The following is a 23,130-nucleotide window of genomic DNA, read 5'->3' as shown; positions in this document are numbered from 1 at the left end:
GACGACCTCGATGAGGTCGTCGCCCGTGGGCAGGCCTTCCTCGTCGCCACCCCGGAGCCCTTCGACCACGACGCCGGCGAGGTGGCGCGCCTGCACCTCCAGGGCCTGCGAGACGGTGGTGAGGGGCGGGACCGTGAAGGGGGCGGCGGGGCCGTCGTCGACACCGATCACCGCGAGGTCCCTCGGCGCCTGCAGGCCCTCGGCCCGCACGGCGGCCAGGACGGCGATGGCGACGTCGTCGTTGTAGGCCGCGACCGCTGTGGCGGCGGGGTCGGCGCTCCGCCAGCCACGCACCGCCGCGACCGCGGACTCGAGGGACGGGTCGACCGAGATCACCTGGGGCGCAGGCAGTCCCGCCTCGGCGCACTCGGCGCGGACACCCTCGAGGCGCAGCTCCACGAAGTGGGCGACGCGCGGGTCGGTCGCGGCGGCATACCCGATGACGCGGTGCCCGTGCTCGCGCAGGTGACGGGCCTGAAGGCGACCGATGCTGCGTTGGGAGGCGGTGAACAGGCCCGCCGCGCCGGGATCGTCGAGCAGGGTCCCGAGGACCTGCACACCGGCTCGGCGCAGCGCGTCGCGGTCGGCAGTCGAGAATGCCGTGAACCCCACGACGGCGCGCGGCGTCACGACCCGCAGCAGGTCGGTGAGGGGCCGCCCTCCCCGCTGGTGGTGGACGAGGAGGGACAGGCCACGTTCCGCGAGCTCACCCGCGAGGTGGTCGAGCAGCGAGTCGACGGCGGGCCCGAGGGGCCAGTCGGGCAGGACGTACAGCACCAGGTCGCTGCGGCCGGTCCGCAGCGTGCGGGCCGCGGCCGACGGCGTGTAGCCCAGGCGTTCGGCCGAGGCGCGGACGCGGGCCCGGGTCTGGTCGGAGATCGTCACACCCGGCGTGTCGTTGAGGACGTAGCTGACCGTCGTGCGTGAGACACCACTGTCCCGAGCGACGTCGGTGCTCGTCACAGATCGGGTCGGGGTGGAGGGGCGCACGACAGGAGGCTAACGCCGCGCCGTGCCCTAGCTGAGGTCGGTGAGCGGCATACCGGAGGTGTTGATGCAGCCTGCGGGCTTGCCGAGCCGGTAGAGACCTCCCCGGTCGCCGGTGGCCATGCCGTTGGGCGAGACGCTGGAGATGCTGGGGTACATCTGCTGGGTGTTCGTCGTGACGTGGGCCAGGCCGAAGGCGTGGCCGAGCTCGTGCAGGACGACGTTGGTGCGGCGCAGGCCGGCGCCGAAGCCGGGCTTGGTCTGGCTGAGGATCTGCGGGGTGTCGAGGACGACGAACCCGCGCAGCGCGGCCGTCGTGTACGTCGTCGTGCCGCCGGACGTCCGCGAGACCCAGGCGGCGTACAGGCCGCCCTGGCCGAGAACGGAACCAGCCAGGCTGTAGTTCGTCTTGCTGGGGGTGGTGTAGGCGATGACGAGCTCGGCCGACTGCTTGGGCATCGACCCCGACTGCGGGACCTCGGTCGTGGATCCCTTGTAGGAGAACGTCATCCCCGTGTACGTGGCGATCCGGCTGACCGCGGTCTTCGTCTCCGCCAGCACGGTCGCGCGCTGGGCGGTGGGCACCGCGGCGAGGTTCGCCTTCCACGTCACGGCGGCCTGGCAGCCGTTCCAGCGCAGCGGCACCTTCGTGCCGTTGGGGAGCGTGAGGTAGGTGAACTTGTACGTCGCCGTCGCGCCCTCCGCGGACTGCGGCGTGGCGGTGGTGACCGCGGTGGCGAAGGCGAGCATGGCGGTGGCCGCGGTGATCGCGGCGAGGGCCTTGCGAGGGAGGGGGATGCGCACAGGGTGTCCTTCGACGAGGTCGAGCGCTCCGGGGGATTGAGTCGCTCTGCGGGCAACGCTAGACCTCGGCCCTGTCCGGTTCGCGCACTCGGGAGGCGTTTGGTCCGTTCGGTTGAGCGCGCGTCGACCAACGGACCGAGCCGTGCCCCACGTTGCCTCCCTTGACCCGCCCTTGACCGAGATTCCGGTATGGCGCGTCGCCGCCCAGGTCGCGGCCGCGGCTGCGCCCCAACCCGCCGGGTCGCGGGGCTCAGCGGACGACCATCACCGGGCAGGATGCCTCGTGGATCACGGTGTGGCTCACCGAGCCGAGGAGGAGTCCGGCGAACCCGCCCCGCCCCCTGCTCCCCACGACGATCAGGCCTGCGTGCGCGCCCAGGTCCGCGAGCACGTGACCCGACTCCCCGAACAGGACCTCGGTCTCGATCTCGAGCCCTGGGTGCCGCTCGAGGGCACGCTCGCGAGCACCTTCCAGGATCGGTATGGCGTGCTCGCGGACGGCGTGCGAGTGCTCGGTCCCGGCCTTGGAGTCCTCGACGTAGGCCCATCCCTCGGGTGAGCGCAGCCGGCCGACGGTCACCAGTCGCAGGGTGGCGTCGGCTGTGGCAGCGAGCAGGGCTGCCGCGTTCACGGCGCGGTGCGAGGCCTCGCTGTCGTCGACGCCGACGACCACCGGGTGGTCCGGGTCGGGTTGGACCGTCGTCTCACCCCGGACCACGACGACCGGGCACAACGCGTGCGCGGCCACGGCATACGAGGCGGATCCGAGCAGACCGGAGGCGATCCGGCCGCGCCCTCGCGACCCCACCACGACCACGTCGGCGTCCTTGGAGGCGCTGACCAGCTCAGCCGCTGCGGTGCCGAGGACGAGGACCCCGGTCACGAGCGACGGGGTGGTGACCGCCTGCGCCCGCTGGACGCCGCGGTCGAGGGTGGCCTGCGCGTCGTCGCGCACCTCGCTGGGCAGAGCGGCGACGGACATGATCGGAACGATGGGTACGGCCCCCATCTCCACGCAGTGGAGGACGGTCAGCTGCGAACCCTGTCGGCGGGAGGTGGCGGCGGCCCAGTCGAGGGCGACCTCCGATCCGGGCGTCCCGTCGTAGCCGACGAGGATGCGTGCATCCATGGAGTCCTCCTTGTCGAGGACCCGGTGGGCTGGTGCGCGCAGGGTGCGCAGGCCCACCGGGTCCCCACCATCGTCTTGGTCGCGCTCCGGGCAGGTCAGGGTCCAAGGTCCCGGTGCGCGACATGCTCCTTCCGCGCACCGGCTTGGCAGCGCGGTGGTCCAACACCCTCACCAAGCGATGGGGCCGCCCGCTGACACCGGAACAAATCCACCGCGGGTACGCCGAATGGTGCATCCGCACCTGCCCTGTCAGCGAGACCATCTCCACAGCAGCAGCGGACGCTCGTCCGGCGCGCAGGGGAGGCAGCCATGGACACGAAGGTCCTGACGGACGCCAGAGTCCGCAGCCTCGTCGATCAGTACATCTCCGCACGCCGCGAGCTCGACGTGCTCCCGGATGCCCTCGAGAGGCAGATCGGCCTGGCCGCGTTGCGGGTGGAGTCGCAGCTGACCCTGGACCAGGCAGCGACGACCGCGAGAGTCGAGGGGCCGCAGACCTTGGCGCCGTTGCGCGACTTCGTCGACCACAACCGCGGCGGAGAGCAGCTGGAGAAGGCCTTGGCGAAGGCCAATGACAAGGCGGCCGCCGCTGCCGCCTCACTGTCGTCCTACGTGGCCACCGGCATCTTCACCGGTGTGTGGGTGTGGCCGGCAATGGCGGGCGTGCTGGGATTCGCCCTGTCGCTGACCGGGACCCTGGAGGCCATGGGACAGGCCGTGTCCGGCGTCGCCTTCGTCGGTGGCGGTCTGTGGATCCTGGGTCGTTTCGTCGCCGCGGCCAGCGAGAGCGCCGCCAATGCGGCGAACGGTTCGTGGACCTGGGCGCAGAGCCTGGGCACCACCGCCGAGCGCACCCTGTCCTCGGCGCGCGCGGAGCAACGACGGGTCTGGACCGAGATCGGCGGACGCGGCGCGAGCGACTCCCCCATTGCCAAGAGGGTGAGGGGGTGGGCGCAGCTCGGGGTGGCCGCCCTCGTGATCGTCTCGGCGGTCGGCGTCATCGCCATGGGCATCGGCTTCGCCAAGGGATTTGAAGAGCGCACGACGCCACCGCCACTCCCCCGGACCACGTTCAACTTCACTCCCTGAGCACCCGACGGCCGCCGGACGGCGATGCCCTTCCCGGGTGGGCTAATCTTCCTGTCGCACAGTTCGTCGCCTGCTCGCCACGCGCTGAACCTGCACTCGCGGCACGCAGTCGCACCCCGCCCTCGTAGCTCAGGGGATAGAGCACCGCTCTCCTAAAGCGGGTGTCGGCAGTTCGAATCTGCCCGAGGGCACCACCACGTTTTCGCAGTTCAGAGGCCATTTTCAGCCCTCGCCGCCACTTCCCGATTCTGACGAATCTGGGCGCTGGGTGCCCGCTGGGTTCCCAAGAGCCTTGTTGACCCGGTCCAGGGCAGCCCGGTCCGCGTCGGTCCCCATCAGGTGTCCGTAGGTGTCCAGCGTGAGCTTCGCCGTCGAATGGCCGAGCCACGACGAGACCGTCTTGATGTCCACCCCAGCCGCGATCCACAGTGATGCCGCTGTGTGGCGCAGGTCGTGAGGACGCCTCCCGAGGCCCGTCGTGTTCCAGTGAATCTGCCGCCGCCAGTTCTGGGCGTGGAGGTACCCGCCTTCGGGCGCAGGGAAGAGCAAGTCGTTCGGCTCCTTGCCCTCCGCCGCTTTCATCACCACCGGCAGGACCAGCTCTGACAGCGGCACCATCCGGGATCGGCCGCTCTTGGTCGTGGCCCGCTCGATGACCGCGCCTGTCAGCCCGGACTGCGGAATGGACCGTTTGACCACGATCCCTGGATAAGGAACCGACACCACGTCTCGGACCCGCAGCCCGCGCAACTCCCCGAACCGCAGACCGGTCAGGGCCAGGACCAATGTGATGTCGGCACCACCGGGCGATTGTTTCCGCTGGGTGTCGACCACATCGAGGAGTGCCGGGACGGTGAACGGGTCGACTTCGACGACCTTGCCTGTCCTCGAGTCCGGATGCGGGAGCGGCACGAGCTCCGCGGGCGAGACCTGCAACCGACGCGTCTTCACGGCATACCTGAACAGACCACGCAGGGTGGTTCGGACCCGAGCCGCTGTCCGCACCGACCGCGACACTGCCAGGTCGACCAGGAATCGCTCGACCAAAGGAGGCGTAACGGACGAGATGGGGAGCTTCCCGAAGGCCGGCACGATGTGGACCCGGAGAGCGCTCTCGTCCGACTCCCAAGCCCGCACCGAAACCTGACCCTTCCGTGCATCGCGGAACTCCTCGGCAAGCTCGCGCACGGTGATCCGACCCGCAGCGGGAGCCACGAACTCGCCCGAGTGCAGCAGCCGCTTCTGCTCGATCTCCCACCGCACCGCGTCGCCGCGTCGGTCGAAGGTCCGATCCGCGACGACGCGGCTGCGGTACTTGACCTGCACGCGCCACTTTCCGTTGGGGCGCTTGATGATCACGCCGGTTCCTTCTGCGACTCTAACCACGCCATCAGGTCGTGCGGCATCCAGAAACAGCGCTTGCCGATCCTGATCGCTGGAGCGAACCGCCCGTGGTACCGCAAATGATTCAGCGTTCCCACGCTGATGTGGCACCACTTCGCCGCCTCATCCGGAGACAGCAGGACCGGAGCCTGCACTTCGTCGACTTCCTTACTCATGACCTTCACCCCTCGATTGTTTCCTTTGTGGTCACTGCTGATTCACACGCTTCGCCTCCGCTCTGTGTTGTGCATACTCACGTGCCCGAGCGGCGGCAGCGCGGGCTAGTTCGACGTCGCCTTCGGTGTCCCACCCGATCCCAGCGAACGACCAGGACCCGATCACCAGCGTCGTTTCGTCCTCGTCGTCCGCGAGCAGCTGTGCTTCCATCGCCGCCAGATCGACGGGTATGCCTGTCCGCTGGGCGTCCGCCAACAGGGACTGGGCGCGTCGACGGGCACGGCGCAGCGCACCGAGGGTGATCGAGTACCGGCGTGACTTGGTGGCGAAGTGGCCCCGAAACCCCAGAGCGGTGTGCCACTTCCCGAGCAGCCCGTAGGTCAGTTCCTTGAGCTCGCAGGGCATGCCTGCGGCGACCCATTCGTCCTCGACGAGCGTGGCGAACTCGGCCGCCACCGCTTGGACGCGGGACAGGTGCGGGTTCGATGCCTCGCCGTCGACAGTGTCGGTGGCGGACTTGGTCGAGTACTTCGCCAGGTAGCCGGCGACCTGCTCCGGGGTCAAGGGTCCGTTTGGGTCGTCGGTGCGGTGCCCCACTTTCACCGGCTGTGAGTCGACCTGGGTCCCGAACGCCAGGACTCTCTCGCCATCGTCGCCGAACACGGGCGGTGCGGTGAACCGGACGGAGCGTGCGGCGTCCTCGACCATCTCGGCCAGGTGTTGCGCGGTCAACCACTCCGGTGCGGGAGCGAAGCCTTCGTCGGTCTTGGGGCCGTCGAGGCGGATCAGGGCGTGGAAGTGGATCAGCCCGCGGCGTTGGTACTCGGCCACCTTGGAGTACTGCACCGTGACGTGGTGGTTCAGCTTGGCCTCGCGAACGTCGAGGCGTTGGGCGAGCAGTCGTTTGAGGGCGATGGTGAGCCGGCGCCACAGCTCGGGGGCCCACCACTGCCACACGATGTGGGAGCCGTAGTCGTAGCACTCCCAGCACAGCGGCTGCCCCAACAACTGGTCCCCGTCCTCGTGCTTAGCCAGGCACGTCGCCGGCCGTCCGTGCTCGCACCGTGGCGACTTCGCGTGGGGGCGGCAGGCTCGTCCGTTGTCGCGTTTGCCGTGGACGTGGCCGAACGACGGTGCGGTCAAGGTGGCGAACACCAGCGGGTTCTCCCCCTCGCTCCGGGACGCCTTTGCCGCCTGCGACGCCGGCCCGGATGAGGTGGAACATGTCGGCCGCGTATACCCGGGAGCAGGAGGGGCACTTGTCCGACCTGCGGTTGCCACATCGAATGAGCGTCGTGCCCAACGGTTCGGAGTCCGAGGAGTACGACGACAGCAACTCCCCCGTTGCCGCGTCCACCCGGGTGGAGGAGCCGGTCAGGTGGATCGGGCTGGTGCACGACCCCACCCGAGCCACCGCGGCCGACCAATCCTCGAAGTCCGGTGACAGCAACCGCTTCACCACCTGAGCGGCGACGCGGGGTGAGGCCAGGTTGAGGTCCAGGCCTGCCTCGTCCCCGAACCCGGTGAAGGGTCGCGGTCGTGTCGTGGTCTGGTCGACGGGCATGGCTCAGGCGACCTGGGACCCGTTGCGGTTGCGCGGCTTGCGGGGCTTCCTGGGCTTGCGCCCCAGCCCGTCCCCCGTGGCTGTCGTCGTCGCCATAGGTCCTGGCGTGGACGTGGCCGTCGACCGGACGGCGTCTGCGGGAGCAGCTGGGCCCGGGCGCGGGGGCCAGGAGTCGAAGGGGTCGACCGGCTTCGGTGCACGCGGCGCCGCCAAGGCCGGGGATGCGGTCACCGACGAGGCGAGGTCGGCGATGTCGGCATCGGTCAGGTACGAGGCTCGAACGCGTCGGATGGCGCGGGTACCTTCGACCCGGATGAAGGCCACACCGGGGGTGCGTTCGGAGATGTGGTCGGCGGTGGCGCCCATGTCGCGGGCTCCGTCGCCGAGGACCATGTCGACCTGGATCGGGTTGTCCAGGCGCATCGCGACCCGGGTCGGGAACAGGTCACGCCAGCCGACGACGTCTTTGCCGGGGTCCTGCACCGCCGCCAAGACGGTGATGCCGACCGCTCGTCCCTTGGTGAGAAGCAGCCCGAGAGCCTGTTCGATGCGGCGCACGGTCGTGCGCTCGGCGAACGCGGTCAGGGTGGCCAGCTCGTCGATCACCGCCAGCAGGTGCGGGGAGTCGACCGAGGGTTGGTGCTTGCGGATGCCCTGTGAGGCGAGGGTCTTGGCGCGGGCGTCCATGACGGCGACGAGGTCTTCGAGCAGGTCGCACATCGTCTCGGGGGTGCCATCCTCGAACCTCGAGAACAGCCGCTGCCCGGGCCGGAGTTCCATGCCGCCCTTGGGGTCGATTGCCCACACCTGCACCGACCCCTCATCGATCGCCGCAGACAGCCCGCGCAGGAGCGACCACAGCACCGACCCCTTCCCCGCGCCCGTGGCCCCAGCGATCAGGACGTGGGTGCCCCACAGAGTGAACCGCCAGTCCGTGCCGTCCTCATGCCGCCCGACCGGGACCGCAGCAAGGTTCAGCTCGTCCGACGCCTTCACCGGCAGGGGTCGGACCGTGGCCGTCAGGACATCGGCGCGGTGCAGCTCGACCCAGACCGAGGAGGTCCCGGCCCGCGTCACCCGTGCTTCCCGGACCCCGAACGCGACCGCGATGGCTTCGGAGCGTCGGGCGTAGTCGTCCATAGCCAGCCCGACCGGAATGACGACCAGGGCCTTCACGATTCCGGACGGGGAGACGTGGACCTTCTTGAGCGCCCCGTAGGTGTAGCCGCTGCGCCGGCCTTCAGGTTCGGGGACGGGGAACGCGGCCCGGAACGTTCCCTTGACCATGATCGCGACCGGGTCGTCACTGCCGAACATCCCCCTGCTGGCCATCCCCCGTCACCCTCTTACGCGGTGCGGCGGGCGTCGGCGGCGATGGCCATCAGCTGGCCCTGGGCGGCACTCCACGCCGACATCGAGCGCCACAACGTGGCCCTGAAGTCCTGCTGCGGTGCGTCGGCCAGCTCTTGGTGCAGCTTGGCCATCTCGTGGCGCAGCCCGTCCATCCGTGACACCTCCAGACCGAGCACGGCCGGGACGTCCTTCACGTCCACGTCCAGGGCATCGGCCCACTGGACTGCCTCGACGGGGCGCATCACGCCGCACCCTTCTCAGACACGGCAGCCGGCCCCTTGCCCGAGGTGGTGACCTCGCCCGCCTTGGGGGCGCGCATCCCGTCCGCGCGGAACGACCAGGCGATGTTCGGACGGTTGCCCCGGTCATCGATCCACGCCGTGACCGTCAGGTTCTCGAACATCACCGGTCGGAACGGCAACCCCTCGATCTTCGGCGGCGGCACCGGCTGCTGGTCCGCGCCGATCTTCACCACGACCTCGGTCTGACCCTTCCGGGCCATCGAGTCACCATCGACCACCCGGACCTGCCAGACCCGCTTCTCGGTCACCTTGTCCCGGGTCTGCACATCCCCAGGCTCGCGACCCGCCTCCCTCGCCGCCCGGATCAGCTCGTAGTCCTCGACCGGCTCCACCTGTCCCACCACGAACGCCCCCTCCGGGAAGACGTCCTCGAACAGGACCCGCATCCTCTGCTGAATCGCCAGCTCAACACCTCTACTTGTCTAGAGCGGTTACCAACAGAAGCCAGTAAGGCACACTCCTCTAGACAAGCAACGGTTCTGGGTCAAACCGCAGGAAAGCGGTACTCCAAGACGTAGCTCGGCGCAGCCCTGACCGCGTCGGTCAACTCGACAGCAGCCCCTTCGCGGTCGAACGCGATGCGACGAACCGTGAGCACAGGCGTACCGGTCGGCAACCTGAGCCGACGACGCTCCTCAGGACTGGGCATCCTGGCCGCCACCTCCTCGGAAAACTCGGCCAGCTCGTGGCCCAACTCCTCCAGCCGGGCATAGATCCCACCAGGCCCGGTGTCCGCGTCGGCGATCTTGGTCCCGTTGGCAATTGCATGCGGGACGAATGACTGTGCGAGCTCGACCGGCTGACCGTCCATCAGGTAGCGGCGCCGGCGCGCGACGACCTTGGCACGAGACGTCAGGCCGAGGGCTTCACGCACATCCGTCGAGGCAACCTCGCTTCCCACCTCGATCTCGTCGACAGAAGGAGCGCCCACCCCCTCCGCTTCAGCCAGGAAGGCGGCCTGCCCCTGATCACGGTGACGCCGAGCGAAACGATCCGACGCCACCCGTCGAACGACAGGCCGATCACGAACGAAGACCCCACGTCCATGCTCGGCACGAAGCAGTCCCTCGGCTCGGAGATCGGCCAATGCCTGCCGCACGGTCATCCGAGCGACGCCGAACTGCTCCATCAGCTGCGCCTCGGATGGCACCTGGTCGCCAGGCTGCAGCCGGCCCAACGACACAGCCTCGCGGATCCCTTGAGCGATCTGTTTGAACGCAGGCGTGTCGGCAGTCTTGTCGACCTGGCCGAGATCCAACATGACTCCTCCAGTCGTCTGTACTGCCTACACTCTGACAGATGAGGAGGACGCCATGACAGACACCCCGCGCCATTCCGTGAGCGTCGCCGCCGCCATCTTCGACGAATCCGGCGAGAACGTCCTGCTCATCAAGCGCCGGGACAACGGCAACTGGGAGCCGCCCGGTGGCGTTCTCGAACTGAACGAGACCATCGAAGATGGCCTTCGCCGCGAGGTCCGGGAGGAAACTGGGGCCGAGATCGAGGTCGGCCCCCTCACCGGCGTCTACAAGAACATGACTCTGGGCATCATCGCCCTTGTCTTCAAATGCAAACTCGCGTCGACCTACTCGGAGAATTCCGATGAGGCGCAGCGCGTCGAGTGGCACAAGTGCGAACTTGGTTACACCCTTGTGGACCACGTCTACTCAAAGCGCCTTCTCGATGCCTCGACCGCAGGTGAGCCAGCGATCAGATCTCATAACGGCAGGAACTTCCTGCCGGCATTTATATCTCCACAGATTGATCCTTGAGGAAGACACTTCAACCCATTTCGGGAAAGGCAACAGAATGAGCGCACTCCTGACCTTCGCGGGAGCGATTCTGAAGCCATTCGCACCAACAATATTTCGCAAGATGTCCAGCTGGACAGGTATCGATCGATACCGAGTCACCATGACTGTTCGGTCCGCTACCGGCTTAAAATTCCCTGCGCGCGAGTTCCGCTCGTGGCTCAAGAAACTTGAGTTGCGCGACTTTGAAGAGCCCGTCGAGACAGCGGCACCGAGGCTAGCGCTATCACTTGACGACTCCCTCGCCCAGAGCGGAGATGTCTGGACGCGCCAACCCGGGCGAGCGTCAGCCTCGTTGAAGCTGGTTCGGGCAACCTATGGCGCCTTTCTGCAACTTGTAGACGATAAGAAGGCACGGGACCTTGCTGAACATTGGGCCGAGAACAGGAATGACGCCGTGCTTGCCCGCCTTGGTGACCTCACCCTTTCCAGGGGAGGATGGGGAAAGTTGGACGGTCCCGACCTCTCCTTCTACCTTCAGCGGCGCTCTTGGGAGCGACGTGCCATTCGACTCGAATCGGTAGGGGTGACGGGCGACTTGCGCCACTCGATAATTGAGATCTTGCAACCGGCCATCCCAAAAGTCCCTATGGGCGCGGTTCGCGTCCTGATAGGCCCCTACGGATCAGGCAAGACGGAGGTTGCGGAAGCTTGGCATTTGGCAGAGACGGAAGCGCTGGCCAACGGTTCTAGCGAGGCAATCCCGATCTGGCTATCTGCGCGCGACATCAGGCGCGAGACCGTCGAGGCGGCCGTCGAAGATGCGGTCGGTAGTCAGGAGTTGCTACACGCCAGAGGCGCCAGCATCGTTATCGACGGTCTGGACGAGGTCGACGGAGCAACCGCAGAGGCGATCGCTGCTGACGCGCGCGTTCTGGTAGCGGGAAGTCCCAGGTGTCGCGTTCTCGTTACCAGCCGGCCACACGTCCTAGTTCCATCACCCGAGGATTCCCACGTAAGTGAACTCGACGAAGATACGATCGGGCGCATCGTCGCGGCGATGGGAGGTAACGCTGTAGTCGTGCATACGTGGCCTGCGGCCTTGAGAACCAGCGCCAAACGACCATTCTTCGCCTTGGCTGCCGCAACCGCCGTTGGCACAGGCCACAGCTTTGGCGGGCAAGCCGGGCTAATCCGGCATCTAGTTGAACTTGCGCTCCAGCGAGGAACGGCGCAGACCGTGACCACCGCTAGCGTCCTCTTCGAAGCGCTAGTTCAGCTGGCGACCCAGATAACCAGCTACGAAGAACCAGAGCACCTTCCCTTCGCCCTGCGCCAACAACTCCTCAGCACCCGGCTTGTCAACGAATCCCCAGCGGGAATCCTACAATTCAGTCTCCCGATTTTTGAACAATGGTTCGCCGCACAACAGCTCGTCTCTGACTCACCCGACGTGCCTTCAGCCTTCACGGATCGAACCACATTTGATCGGTGGCGGTGGGCCGCCGCCATTGCACTAAGCGGAGCAGATGCACGTCTAGCAGATCAGATCGTCACCAGCGCTCTCCGACTAAATCCTGGAGCGGCCGGATGGCTACTCAGCCAAATTAGCTCCGGATTTTCGGTCAACCAAGAGAAGCCGGATGTTGACTTTGGCCGAGTTGGTTCACGGAAACTAGCTGCGACGCGTGCGTGGGTAGACTCCATCGGCCCATTGGCGGTCCGATGCTTCCCAATCGACGAACCTCAGACACCGATCCGGCTTGGTCTCAGGATTAGTCAGAATGGATCCCAGACGTGGGGATGGTCTACAGAGGGAACCGCGACGGGAGACGAAGTTGTCGCGCTGCCAGCAGACCTCACGCCGTTTGGTCCCCCCAAGCCAGGCTGGGCACGTGGGACCAGCGGGCAGCCACCGACAGGCTCCAGCTGGCCTTGGCTCGCCGTGCAACAAGATGTTCGCCATCTCACCCTTAAGATTCTTGAAAGCGATCAATTGCTGGGCGGCGACGTCGGCGTCTGGGCCACCGAGCTCATGTACTCCTGGTGCCGAGTGATTCTGGACGAAAGACGATTCACTCATCCACCCATGGACCGCAAACTTCTTCTCGCGAAAGTCGAGCAGCTGCTCGAACTCGTCGAGAATCCGGTGACGTCGAGTTTCGCCTTCGGCAGGCATACAATTCATGGGGAGAATCTTCTCGCCTTGCGCGACTGGCTGAAGATTCAGTCGGCAGAATTCATCAGACGCCCGGTTCCGGCGCCCGATACACCCCAGTCACAGGCTTCGAATTTCATCTGGGACGTTTACAGCGATCAACACCTCGTCAAGTTCGCTGCAGAAACATACGGCAACGCCTGCCAAGCGTATGGCGAAGTCGCAACGCATACCTTCGCCAAGTTCGGTTGGTCGCTAGGACGCTGCGCATACGCACCCATCGGCGTGCTGGGAACCGTGACGAGATCCCGAGGCACTAGCTTTAGCGATGGGCCTTCAGTCTCATATGTCCAATTGCCTCTAGAAGCCCTAGAGGACATCCCATCCTCTGATGGTTACGTCTTGAGTGCGAACGGGCGGGCCGCCATTCGATGGACGGATAAGGAGTACAACCAAGAGACCTACCAGCACCAATCTAGCCTCCTCCAGTCGTGGACCGACAGGCGACGGCGTACAACGGCGCCCTTCGGGAGTCTCCACTGGTCTAACGGCGTGCTCCATACGAACGGAGACCGTCTATCAAGCGATATCGCCGCCAACTGGCTCCACAGCGACTTGAAGTCCGTATCCCTCAGCGACGGGACATTCCCGCAGCTCAACCGTTGACGGGGTCAACCGTGCTTCATCCAAGAGCCGTGAGAATTTTCCTTACTGGCTCAAGCGCGGCTTCGCCGCGAGGCGCGGGCCCCCGCGATGGGGACCCCCGCGCTCCGGGCGCTTCGCGCCCTGCGCGCACCCCCACCGCACCCCCACGCCCGAACAACATGAAGCAGCGCCCCGGTTCAGTACCAGGACGCTGCTCTCAACTCGTGCATTCAGCGCCTTCAACTGCGCTGTGGACGGCAGGGGCCGGCGCGTGCCTGACTCCCGTACGCCCCAGCCGTCACGGACCAGCGATGTTCCGAACTCAGACCCGTGGGGCTAGCTTTCGCACCGGCATCGCAGCCGGTCACCATGCTGGGGCCTCCTCTCGAGGTCAATGCGCAGACCCGCCTGGTCGGGTGAACGTCACCCCATCGGGGTTGGCGGGCCGCTACCGTGCTGTCAAGGACCGGGCCCGGGGAGAAGCCATGCTCAAGCGCGATAAGCACGAGTACGAGATCAGCCTGCACAATCTCGGCTTTGGCTACGGGTGGGAGTACGTAATCACCCTCCATGGAAAGGTCGTCGGGCGTGGCCGGTCGCTGCTTCTCAAGTCGACGGCAAAGACCGAGGCTCGACTCCATGTGAAGCGGCTTGCCAAGGACGCCAAGCGCAAGACGTACAGGATGAAGGCCTAGGCCGGGTCCGTTTGGGCGGGCGATGAGGTTCTCAGAGCCCTCCACTGTCCCCCGCGCCACAGCGCACCACGGGCTGGTGCGCGCCTGGCCCTCATCATCCCCAGCCCTCACCGATGCCTGCGGTCGCCACGCCACACCCCATGTGCTGGCTCCCGTCTCCGCGTAGCAGCCGGCACGTGTCCAGGCGTCATCACGATGGCCGCCACATACGGCTACCGCAGGCAGGATGATCGAGACATGAGTCGCCAACTGCTCGATGTGCCGTTCGAACTCGCCGGGCGCCTTGATGCCGCTCGCGATGCCAACGGCAGCGTCCTGCTTGAGACGCCACATCTCCGCTACGCGAACACGCGAGGCCTGGGCCTGAACCGCTACGGCCTCGGGCCCTTCTCTCGGCTGAAGATCCCGTCTTTGCCAGCAGCTCCGGGCGTATACGCCCTGTTTATGGACGACGACCAACTCCAGTACGTCGGTCGGGCCCGTGACTCCCTCCGTGAGCGATGGGGCAGACGCGGATACTCCGTGATCGACCCCCGCAACCGCTTCGTGGGTGGCCAGAACACAAATTGCCACGTAAATGGGCTTCTCACGAGCGCCCTGCGGGAAGGCGCAACGTTCCACCTCTGGTTCCACGAGATCCCAATTCCAGATTCCCTGGAGCTTCTGCTCATCGCCGGTCTTCGACCTCCTTGGAACCTCCGCTGAAGTCGTTAGGATCAGGTACCCGAGAGGTGCCCACAGGGTCTGAAACAGCCAGAGCCACCCGGCATACAGCAACGCGGAAACCCTTGCAGCACAATGGAATCCGCGACGCCTCCCACCCCCGGGCTCGCTCCTAAAGCGGGTGTCGGCAGTTCGAATCTGCCCGAGGTCACCACCACGTTTCCGCAGTGCCAACGGTGCTGCCGTTTCGCCACCGCATCGGTGCCCGGTCCTCGCCCTTCCGCCGCCACCGGACCGCAACAGAGCGAGGGGCCTCTGGCGTGCGCCACTGACAAACCCCGCCCGAGACGTCCCCGGGCCTAGGCTGCCCAGGTGGCCAGGGTCGATGCGGACGACGACAGCATCCGGCGGTTCGTCGTCCGGCACTACCGGTACGACCCGGATCGACACGAGCGGCGCCATGTCGTCGTCGCAGCCTTCGACAACGAGCGCGAGTTCATGGCCTTGCTGGAGTCGATCCGGGACGACATCGAGAAGCGCCGAGCCGCAGGCGAACCGGTCGACCGCAACGAGCACGCCTCCGGCACGGTCCACGAGCCCGGGGATCGGCGACGAGCAGCCACCGGTCACCTCATCCGCAGGGCGATGGAGCACGGAGTGGATCCGAGGCCCTGGATCAACATGGACGACGTGCCGTCGAACATCGCGTTCTTGAGCCTGGGCGAGGAACCCAGGGCTCGCCCGGCGCGGCTGTCGGTCCGCGGCTTCCTCTTCGCCCGGTACCTCGCCATGGTGGCCTGGGTCGTCCTCGTGATGGCTGCGTACCTCGTCTACCGAACGATCTCGCCGAACATCGACAGCGACTTCCTGCGGTGGCTCCTCAACCTCGCGACCCTGGCCGCCTCGATCGCCCTGGGCCTCTTCATCCAGCGGCGCGCCCTGCGGTGGCTCGATCCGGACGGAGAGCTCCGTCGCCAGGTGGCGCACGACGAACGAGAGTCGCGGCGCGAGGCCTGACCGTCCTCGTTCGTGACCTCAGGTGGTCCGGTCTGTCCCTTGTCGCCAGGGTCGCAGTCGCAGGACACTGGAAGCTCGATCACCCCTACTCCGCAAGCGGTGATGACGATGTTCTGGACCGTCGCGTTCTGGATCCTGCTCCCCTTCCTGATCATGCTCGGGGTCCTGATCGTGATCTCGGCCATCGTCCGGCGCCGGCGCTACCAACCGACCGAGGACGACTGGCAGGACTGGTCGGCCAAGGCCGCGCGCCAACGACAGGGTGAGCACTTCGACCCCACCCACGGCGCCCTGTAGGCGGGTGAGCCCCGCCGAGCCCGCCCCGCCGAGCCCGCCCCGCCGAGCCCGCCCCGGCGAGCCCGCGCTACCGCCAAGCACGCCCGGCAGGCGAGCAGGAGTCAGATCCCGGTGGCGCCATACAGGTAGATCCGCGGGTCCCTGTTGACGCGCGTGCGGTAGCGAGCCGCGCTGGCATCCCCCACCCCGCGGGGGTCGAACCCGTCGTTCGGCCCGGGGTCCTCCACAGGTTCGGGTGACTCGCCGTCCCACGCGGCATACCCGTTGAACCGCCCGAACGATGCCTCGGTGTCGAGCACCCCCGCAGCCAGCCGCCGGGCGAACGTGCGGCCCAGGCTGTCCAACCACGCCAGCGGGGCTCGATGGGCGCCGACGGCGACGAGGTGGGCGACCTTGTCCGTCTCGGTGGCGTCCACGTGACGACCTGTCGCGAACGCGTCGAGCAACGCCCCCAGCACCCTCGCCCGGTCGGCCACGGACAGGCTCCCCATTACCTCGACGTGGATCCCCTGGAGTGCGTCGACCGACGCCGTCGTGAGGAGGTACCGGTACTGCCGCACGACGACGTCCTCGGCGACGTCCACTGCCGCGACTCGGTGCTGCGAGGCCCTCCCGGGTGCCATGGGGTCAGCCTAGGAACCTGTGGAGCCGGCGACCAGAGGCCGGCCTGTAGAATCTGGGCAAGCCTCAGCAAGGCTCCGGACGAGCGCGCCGTACCCGGTCGGACACGACGGTGCCCCGGAGGTAGGTCATGTCCTGGATCGCACTCGTCGTCTCAGGGGTCCTCGAGACCGTCTGGGCCTCTGCCCTGGCCGAGTCACGCACGCTGACGCGCCCGGTCCCCACCGCGATCTTCGCGGTCGCCCTGGTCGCCTCGATGGCAGGGCTCGGTTTCGCGCTGCGCACCCTGCCGGTCGGCACGGCGTATGCCGTGTGGGTGGGCATCGGCGCGGTGGGCACCGCCGTCTACGGCATCGTCGCGCTCGAAGAGCCGGCGACCGCGGCACGGCTGGTGTGCCTGGGCCTGATCGTCGCCGGCGTGGTCGGGCTCAAGCTCGCCCACTGACCTTGGTCACCGGGGTGACTCCACTGATCGTGGTCAACGGTCACCCCGGTGACGGAACCCGTCAGGGCAGCCCGGCGATGTGCGGCTGTGGCCTCGGCCGTGCGGTGGACCGCCGCGGTGCCCCGGGGATCCAGTGGCACATGCGCAGCGAGGTGACGGTCGCGGCATACCCGAGGCCGCGGTAGGCCTCGAACTCGAGGTCGCCGAACTTCTGCCGCGCCGTCGGCGCGCGCGGGAAGTCCTTGTTGTTGATCTGGAACGACTGCACGTTCGGCGGGAGCGCGGCGTTCCAGTCGACGCCGCTCGCCCCCGCGGCCGGTGGCTCGACGCGGACGGACTTCACCACCACCACCTCGAGGCCGCGGGGGTCGCGGTAGCAGCGCAACCACGGCGGCTCGTCCTCGATCATCTGCCGCTGGAGGTCGATGTCGAGGTCGGCCCGGACGACGGCGATGGCGTCGCCGACGGCGGACCACGACTGCGGCGGGTCGTTGCTCGCGTCGAAGATGAGGATCCGCCGGGCCGCATCACCACCCGAGGTGACGTGCTGGCGCACGCACTCGACCAGTCCTGTGTTGTCCAGGTGCCCACCGTCGCTGAGGTAGATCCACCGGTCGTCTGCCGACAGCCGCCCCGCGGCCTCCACCGCGATCTTCGTCAGACCGGGCTTGCTCGTGAGCCACAGCCAGCCCTTCGGCCGCTCCAGGACCGGGGTGTGGGTGTGGAGCGGGTTGCGCACCCACGTGCCGACGCGGAGGTTGAACAGGGTGAGCAGCAACCGGTACGGCGCCATCTGGATGCCGAAGCGCCCCATCAGTGGCGAGATGGCGGCGCCGCTGATCGCGACCGACGCCATCACGGACGTGCGACCGGCGCCGGCGAAGTCCTCGTACTCCCGCATCGGGACCGTCACCGTGGTGCCCTCCTCCCGGAAGACGCGGATCCCTTGTGGTCCGAACACGACCGGGAACCCGCCGCGCATCGTCGGCGCCTCGTTCGGGGCCTTGGAGTTGAGCGTCGCGACGATGTTGAGCCCGATGCCGTCGAGGTCGGAGTAGCGGTACACCTGCGCGGGTGGCAGCTCGACGGCACGGCCCGTGGTCGCGTCGATCCCCACGCAGAACGCGTCCGCCAGCCGCGCCCGGTAGAAGCCGTGCATCGAGGTCGCGTTGGCGTCGACGAGGTAGGCGAGCAAGCACGCCACGGCGACGAGCAGCGCGCTCCACGCCACGAACGTCGGCGTGAAGGGACCCTTGAGCTCGATCAGGTAGTGGAACATCCACAACAGCTGGAGGTACACGGCGACCAGTCCCACGATCGCGAGCGGAAGCCAGGTCAGCAGGTACCGCTTGACCCGCGCCATCAGATTCGCCTCGGCCGCCGCCTCGGGTGACGGGCCTCGCCGGAGCAGCCCGATGACCGCGAGGAACAGCCCCGAGATGCCACCGATCTGGACCGAGACGCGGGTGGCGCCGGCCAGGTCCCGCGCCGCCTGGTCGTCCCCTTTCAGCAGCACGTCGTTGGCGGGGTCCTTGTCGCCCTTGGTGACCAGCGTCCGGGTCACCTCGGTCTCGTACCCGCACGCCCCGGCATCGACACTGCGTGCCTCGTCGGGGCTGATCCGGGCCTCGAGGCTGACCTTGCTGACGGCCTTGGCGATGTTCTGCGATGCCGCTTCCTCGCAGATGCTGCGGGTCCCGAACCCCAGGCCGCTCAGTGCCGCCGCGCCGAGGGTGGTCGGCTTGTTGCTCGTGGTCAGGGTCGTCACCCCCACCAGGGCGGCCGGCAGCCCCGCGACGACAGCCAGCCAGACCGCGGCCACCCCGAGGACGAGGGGACGCCAGCGCGCCACCTTGTCTCGCGTCGCGATGGTCTCATCGCGTTGCGGCTGGTCGGGATCCGTGTCGTCGAAGACCGCCGTCCCCCTCCAGTCCCACACGGTCAGCCCGACCAAAACGACGAGGCAGGCGATGGGCACGCTGAGCAGGCCCAGCCACTGCCCGGTGCCCCACGAGGGAGCCAGCTGCAGCCCGTCCACCAGCACGACAGGGGTGTTGTCCACCACTCGTGAAACCCGATGGGCTGCAACGAAACCCACCGTCACGGCAAGAGTCGCACTGACCAACGTCGCGAACAGCAGCGTCAGGCCGACGACGATGACGTTGACCGATGCGCCGAGCACGAGGCTGACCAACCCGTCCCGCCATCGGGCCACTGGCTCGAACAGGTAGCGGGTGTGTCGACGCAGCCGCTCGATCTCCGACGAGTTCGGCCGGTAGCTCTGCGTCCACGGGATCGGGGGAACCGGCGAGCCGTCCCCGGCGAAGCGGCGCCGCAGGGCCAGCGCAGCGCCCATGTAGCTGCCACCGCTGACGGCGAAGATCGCCGGCTCGTCCTCGACCCGGTCGAGGCCGAGCTCCTTGGCGTGGTCCTGCAGCGCGTGCATCCCCCCGAGGGCGAACGCCGTCGCGCGGATGCCACCGCCGGAGGCACCGATCGCGAGCGGCCCGGCGTCTCGGGTGTCGACCACGGCGGTGGTCCCGGTGGGTGGGGCTCCGGCCGGTGGCGCACCTCCCCCGGTCCCGGGCAGCTCCCGGCGCCGGTCCGCGAGCCCACGGACGGTGAGCAGGTATGCCGCGGCGGCTGTGACCTCAGCGACCGCACCGATGACGACGGTGTGCCACCACGACAACCGGGCCCAGTCGATCCCCACCGCGGCGCCCACCAGGACGAAGAGGACCAGGCGCAGGACCTTGATCCGGGGCGGCGCCGGGGTCGCGCGGACCCAGCCGCGCAGGGTTCGCACCGACGAGCTGAACGACGGATGCTTCGCGGCTGGCTTCTCCACGACCCTGCGGGCCCCGACCCGTGTGCTCCCGGCGGTGTAGCGGTGCTCGACGACCAGCAGGACCAGGACGAACTGGGTCGCCACCTGCAGCAGGAGGAGGGCGAGCATGGCCCGGGGCCACGGGCTGTCGCCGTCCTCCACCGGCACGCGTGACTCGCCCTCGGCGAGGCGCACCTCCCCGAGCGGGAGGACTCCGGTCGCGCGGAGCAGGCTGAGCAGCAGCAGGACCAGGGTGAACGCCGCGACGACGGCCCAGACCTTGCGCGCTGTGCGGATCTCCACCTCGATGGCGCGGTCCTCGAGGGCCTTGCCGGGTCGACCGACGTGCAGCCAGTCGCGTTCGACCATCTGGGTCGGGTCCAGCGCGGGCATGCTCGAGGAGCTGCCCGAGGGTGACGGCGCCGGACCGGCCCTGCCCTGGCCACGGTCCCTTGGTCGAGGCGGACGGCGTGCCTCTCCCTCGCCCGAACCCTGCTCCTCGGCCATGGCATCCCCGCTTCGACGGTCCGACATGCGCCTGCCAGTGTCCCGCAGGCGGGGCAGCGGGCGTCTCCGTCAATAGAGTGAGGTTTGCGGCCGGTTGCGTGGATCGGCGCGCGACGTGCGTCAGCCCAGCCGGGCGGCGGCCACCGTCATGAACGGCCAGGCGGGGAGCAGCGGCGCCATGTAGGCGCCGGTCGCGTGGTAGACGTCCGGACGTCCCGGCCACACCACGAAACCCTCCTTCATGTCCTCGTCGAGCTCGTTGATCCAGCTGCCCGTGGTGTCGACGAAGTACGCCGCTGCGTGGTCCCACAGCCGGCGGTACCACTGCTCCCACTCGTCGTCACCGGTCAGCCCGCCGAGCAGCGCGGTCGCCTGGATGCCCTCGCAGATCGGCCAGTGCAGTCGGACGTCGGAGACCGGCTCGGACTCCCAGTCGACGGTGTAGACCAGGCCCTCACGGCCGTCGACTCCCCACGCGGACAACGCCTTTCGCGCCAACGCCTCGGCTGCCTCCAGCACCCAGGGACCGGTCTGCACGCGAGGTGAGGCGTGCAGGCCGCACAGCAGGCGAGCCCACTCGAGCAGGTGGCCGTACGTCGCGCCATACGGGCGGAAGGGGTCGTTGGGGTTGTCGATGTTGTAGTCGGGCAGCTCCTGCCACTGCGCGTCGTAGTGCTCGGGCAGCAGCCAGTCGCGACCACGCGCGTGCTGGTTCACGATGCGCTCGCAGATGCGCAGCGCCCTTGCGTGCCAGACGTCCTCGTCGAGCGCGTCACCGATCGCGAGGAACGCCTCGACCGCGTGCATGTTGGCGTTCGCCCCGCGGTACTCCTCGGGGTCGTCCCACGTCGCCGACCACGACTCGCACAGCGCACCCTCGTCCTCACGCCAGAACTTCTCCTCGACGACTCGGGTCACCTCGCGCGCCAGGGCCTGCGGGTCACCGACGGACGCGGCCCCCTGGGCCTGCGCGGCCAGCGCCGACGCCGCCGCCAGGACGACGTGGACGTGCTCGTATGCCGTCTTGCGCCCGGTCCGCTCCAGCGTCCCGAACCAGCCGCCGTGCGCCTCGTCACCGAAGGCGCCCTCCAGGGACGCCAGCCCGTGGGCCAGCAGACGCTCGGAGCCGGGGATGCCGAGCACCGAGGCCAGGCCGGCCACGTGGGTCATGCGGGCGGTGAGCAGCAGCGACGGCTCGCGCCCCGGCATCGGGGATCCGTCACCCCCGAGGTAGGCGAACCCACCGCCGGGCAGGACGCTCGGGCCGACGAACTCGATCATCCGCGCGAACCGCTCCTGCACCCAGAGCCGGTGCGCCGGGCGTTCGGCCCAGCGGGTGGTACCGGTGCCGCTTCCGACCTCAGCTGCAGAAGCGGCACCGGGGATGGTGGGGGTGGACGAGGTCGTGTCGCTCATGGCGCCTTTCCTGCAGCGGCGGGGTGCGACTGCTCGTCGACCAGTCTGGCGCAGGCTGCGAGGAACCCGCCGACGAAGGTGTCGCCGAGCCCCACGGTCGTCGGGTCCGGCACCTCGAGGGTGGGGACGGCCACGACCGTGACCTGCTCCCCCGCGATCTCCCGGATCCGCCGGGCGAAGGCCACCGCCGCCGGGTCGGGGCTCGCACCGGCGACGCTGGTGATGTGGTCGTGGGTGACGAGCTCGCCGTGTGCGTACCGCGCGGTGGCCAGAGCGGTGCCGGTGGCCAGGGCGTCCCGGTACCGGCCGGCCGTCGGGCCGAAGGCCAGCGCCCAGTGCCGGGAGTGGACCACCACCGTGGGGACTCCGAGTCGGGCGGCGAGCGTCGAGACGGCAGCGAGCACCGCATCGGCGTCCAGCAGGTCGAGCGCGCCAGAGGCCGCGACCGCGTCGACCAGCTCCTCGTCGCTGAGGCTGTACACGTCGACGACCCGCGCCATCCGGCTGCGGACGACCTCCGCGAACTCGGGCTGGTGGAACCCGGCGTCCTCGTACATGACGACACCCTCGGTGCCGGATGCACGGCGTTGCACGACAGCGGCCTCAACCACGTCCAGGCGTGCGCGCAGGGCCGGGAGGTTGCGCATGGCGTTGAAGCCAGAGACGAGGAAGACAGCAGCGCCGGCGACCGCGGACGGGAGTGCAGGACTCAGCGCGATCTCCTCGTTCGCCGGGTCGTTGACGTAGATCAGCCGGTTGGCCCGGGTCGCGACGAGTTCCAGCCGGTCGGTGACCACGCGGGCACCGGCGGGGTACTGCACGACGAGGTGCGGGTAGGACGGCAGGTCCACGTCGGGGACCAGTGCCTGCGTACCGGGCGGGAGGAGGCCGAGCACCTGGTCGCTCTCGAACGCGAGGTGCACCGTCGCCTGCTGGCCCAGCCGCAGCATCGCCGCCGCCGCCCGCACGCACGTCCCACCGATCGAGGCCACTCGGTCGAAGCGGGCGCAGAACTCCTCGATCACCTGCGGCTCGTCGACCCGGCGCTCCCCACCCGCGCTGCGGGTGAAGTAGCCCATGATCGAGACCACGAGGTCTCGTTCGGAACAGATGGGGCGCTGGCCGACCAGCTCGTCGGGGACCACGCCATACGACCTGGCGAGGTCGCTGAGGACGCTTGCATCCCAACGGATCTCGCAGTCGAGAGCCGCCCCGAAGCCCAGCACGACGCCGGATGCGGGGATGAGCGTCCGGCTCGTGCTGGAGGCCACCGTGGTGGGGTGGGTCATCGTCGGGGTCC

21 protein-coding genes, 1 tRNA gene, 1 pseudogene and 1 riboswitch are annotated in these 23,130 nt (G+C 68.3%); of the genes and pseudogenes, 9 read left to right on the top strand and 14 right to left on the bottom strand.

Features of this window, described 5'->3' with window-relative positions; genetic code table 11:
- The 3 genes from ASD62_RS19845 to ASD62_RS14160 all read right to left on the bottom strand — a co-directional run.
- Positions 1-990, bottom strand: a 990-nt coding sequence (locus ASD62_RS19845; RefSeq protein WP_164488420.1) for a LacI family DNA-binding transcriptional regulator, incomplete at its 3' end; no start/stop codon positions are given.
- A 27-nt stretch (positions 991-1,017) separates the two neighbouring features.
- The gene (locus ASD62_RS14165; RefSeq protein ID WP_056916506.1) at positions 1,018-1,791 is read right to left on the bottom strand and encodes a matrixin family metalloprotease; all 774 of its coding nucleotides are present in this window, start codon (positions 1,789-1,791) and stop codon (positions 1,018-1,020) included.
- A gap of 250 nt (positions 1,792-2,041) precedes the next feature.
- Positions 2,042-2,920 (bottom strand): universal stress protein, encoded by an 879-nt coding sequence (locus ASD62_RS14160; protein ID WP_056917410.1) that lies wholly within the window; start codon positions 2,918-2,920, stop codon positions 2,042-2,044.
- Positions 2,921-3,229: 309 nt separating this feature from the next.
- On the opposite strand from ASD62_RS14160, the gene ASD62_RS14155 reads away from it, so the two are divergent.
- Positions 3,230-4,009, top strand: a complete 780-nt coding sequence (locus ASD62_RS14155; protein WP_056916505.1) for a hypothetical protein — start codon at positions 3,230-3,232, stop codon at positions 4,007-4,009.
- A 118-nt stretch (positions 4,010-4,127) separates the two neighbouring features.
- Positions 4,128-4,203, top strand: a tRNA-Arg gene (locus tag ASD62_RS14150).
- Between the two features lie 28 nt (positions 4,204-4,231).
- On the opposite strand, the gene ASD62_RS14145 is transcribed toward ASD62_RS14150, so the two are convergent.
- From ASD62_RS14145 to ASD62_RS14110, 7 genes and pseudogenes are all read right to left on the bottom strand, one after another.
- On the bottom strand, positions 4,232-5,368 hold the full coding sequence (locus tag ASD62_RS14145) for a site-specific integrase (RefSeq protein WP_056916504.1): 1,137 nt from the start codon (positions 5,366-5,368) through the stop codon (positions 4,232-4,234).
- Positions 5,365-5,568: an AlpA family transcriptional regulator gene (locus tag ASD62_RS14140; protein ID WP_235530779.1), complete on the bottom strand. Its 204-nt coding sequence runs from the start codon at positions 5,566-5,568 to the stop codon at positions 5,365-5,367. The genes ASD62_RS14145 and ASD62_RS14140 overlap by 4 nt, the downstream gene beginning before the upstream one ends.
- A gap of 31 nt (positions 5,569-5,599) precedes the next feature.
- Positions 5,600-6,947, bottom strand: a pseudogene (locus ASD62_RS21015) (replication initiator).
- A gap of 189 nt (positions 6,948-7,136) precedes the next feature.
- Positions 7,137-8,465 (bottom strand): FtsK/SpoIIIE domain-containing protein, encoded by a 1,329-nt coding sequence (locus ASD62_RS14125; RefSeq protein ID WP_056916500.1) that lies wholly within the window; start codon positions 8,463-8,465, stop codon positions 7,137-7,139.
- Between the two features lie 14 nt (positions 8,466-8,479).
- A complete protein-coding gene (locus tag ASD62_RS14120) occupies positions 8,480-8,731 on the bottom strand; it encodes a hypothetical protein (protein WP_157581481.1) in 252 nt (83 codons plus the stop codon).
- On the bottom strand, positions 8,728-9,174 hold the full coding sequence (locus ASD62_RS14115) for a plasmid replication, integration and excision activator (protein WP_200956891.1): 447 nt from the start codon (positions 9,172-9,174) through the stop codon (positions 8,728-8,730). The genes ASD62_RS14120 and ASD62_RS14115 overlap by 4 nt, the downstream gene beginning before the upstream one ends.
- A 98-nt stretch (positions 9,175-9,272) precedes the next feature.
- Positions 9,273-10,049, bottom strand: a complete 777-nt coding sequence (locus ASD62_RS14110) for a GntR family transcriptional regulator (RefSeq protein WP_056916497.1) — start codon at positions 10,047-10,049, stop codon at positions 9,273-9,275.
- Positions 10,050-10,101: 52 nt separating this feature from the next.
- Here ASD62_RS14110 and ASD62_RS14105 point away from each other — a divergent pair, with 52 nt between their 5' ends.
- The 6 genes from ASD62_RS14105 (at position 10,102) to ASD62_RS14090 (ending at position 16,014) form a co-directional block, all read left to right on the top strand.
- Entirely contained in the window at positions 10,102-10,560 is a 459-nt protein-coding gene (locus tag ASD62_RS14105; RefSeq protein WP_056916496.1) for an NUDIX hydrolase, read from the top strand.
- A gap of 37 nt (positions 10,561-10,597) precedes the next feature.
- Positions 10,598-13,363, top strand: a complete 2,766-nt coding sequence (locus ASD62_RS20185; protein WP_157581480.1) for a hypothetical protein — start codon at positions 10,598-10,600, stop codon at positions 13,361-13,363.
- Between the two features lie 395 nt (positions 13,364-13,758).
- On the top strand, positions 13,759-14,037 hold the full coding sequence (locus ASD62_RS14100) for a hypothetical protein (protein ID WP_157581479.1): 279 nt from the start codon (positions 13,759-13,761) through the stop codon (positions 14,035-14,037).
- A gap of 237 nt (positions 14,038-14,274) precedes the next feature.
- A complete protein-coding gene (locus ASD62_RS20180) occupies positions 14,275-14,742 on the top strand; it encodes a hypothetical protein (protein ID WP_157581478.1) in 468 nt (155 codons plus the stop codon).
- 330 nt (positions 14,743-15,072) lie between these two features.
- Positions 15,073-15,717: a hypothetical protein gene (locus ASD62_RS14095; protein ID WP_056916494.1), complete on the top strand. Its 645-nt coding sequence runs from the start codon at positions 15,073-15,075 to the stop codon at positions 15,715-15,717.
- Positions 15,718-15,816: 99 nt separating this feature from the next.
- Positions 15,817-16,014 (top strand): hypothetical protein, encoded by a 198-nt coding sequence (locus tag ASD62_RS14090; protein ID WP_056916493.1) that lies wholly within the window; start codon positions 15,817-15,819, stop codon positions 16,012-16,014.
- Between the two features lie 101 nt (positions 16,015-16,115).
- Here ASD62_RS14090 and ASD62_RS14085 read toward each other — a convergent pair whose 3' ends face one another.
- Positions 16,116-16,637, bottom strand: coding sequence for a hypothetical protein (locus tag ASD62_RS14085; RefSeq protein ID WP_157581477.1), 522 nt, complete (start codon positions 16,635-16,637; stop codon positions 16,116-16,118).
- Positions 16,638-16,693: 56 nt separating this feature from the next.
- Positions 16,694-16,754: riboswitch (guanidine-III (ykkC-III) riboswitch) on the top strand.
- A gap of 11 nt (positions 16,755-16,765) precedes the next feature.
- On the opposite strand from ASD62_RS14085, the gene ASD62_RS14080 reads away from it, so the two are divergent.
- Positions 16,766-17,080 (top strand): multidrug efflux SMR transporter, encoded by a 315-nt coding sequence (locus ASD62_RS14080; RefSeq protein ID WP_056916491.1) that lies wholly within the window; start codon positions 16,766-16,768, stop codon positions 17,078-17,080.
- A 61-nt stretch (positions 17,081-17,141) separates the two neighbouring features.
- Here ASD62_RS14080 and ASD62_RS14075 read toward each other — a convergent pair whose 3' ends face one another.
- The 3 genes from ASD62_RS14075 to ASD62_RS14065 all read right to left on the bottom strand — a co-directional run bounded on the left by ASD62_RS14075 (position 17,142) and on the right by ASD62_RS14065 (position 23,119).
- Positions 17,142-20,300, bottom strand: a complete 3,159-nt coding sequence (locus tag ASD62_RS14075) for a hypothetical protein (RefSeq protein WP_056916490.1) — start codon at positions 20,298-20,300, stop codon at positions 17,142-17,144.
- Positions 20,301-20,534: 234 nt separating this feature from the next.
- Complete coding sequence (locus ASD62_RS14070; protein WP_082580828.1) at positions 20,535-21,830, bottom strand: AGE family epimerase/isomerase; 1,296 nt, start codon at positions 21,828-21,830, stop codon at positions 20,535-20,537.
- Positions 21,827-23,119, bottom strand: coding sequence for an ADP-dependent glucokinase/phosphofructokinase (locus tag ASD62_RS14065; RefSeq protein WP_056916489.1), 1,293 nt, complete (start codon positions 23,117-23,119; stop codon positions 21,827-21,829). The genes ASD62_RS14070 and ASD62_RS14065 overlap by 4 nt, the downstream gene beginning before the upstream one ends.
- Positions 23,120-23,130 lie beyond the last annotated feature (11 nt).

Origin of the sequence: Phycicoccus sp. Root563, from assembly GCF_001427915.1 — a bacterium.
Classification (GTDB): Bacteria; Actinomycetota; Actinomycetes; order Actinomycetales; family Dermatophilaceae; genus Pedococcus.
Note: the sequence above shows the minus strand (reverse complement) of the source record. Positions and strands in the feature narration are given on the sequence as shown.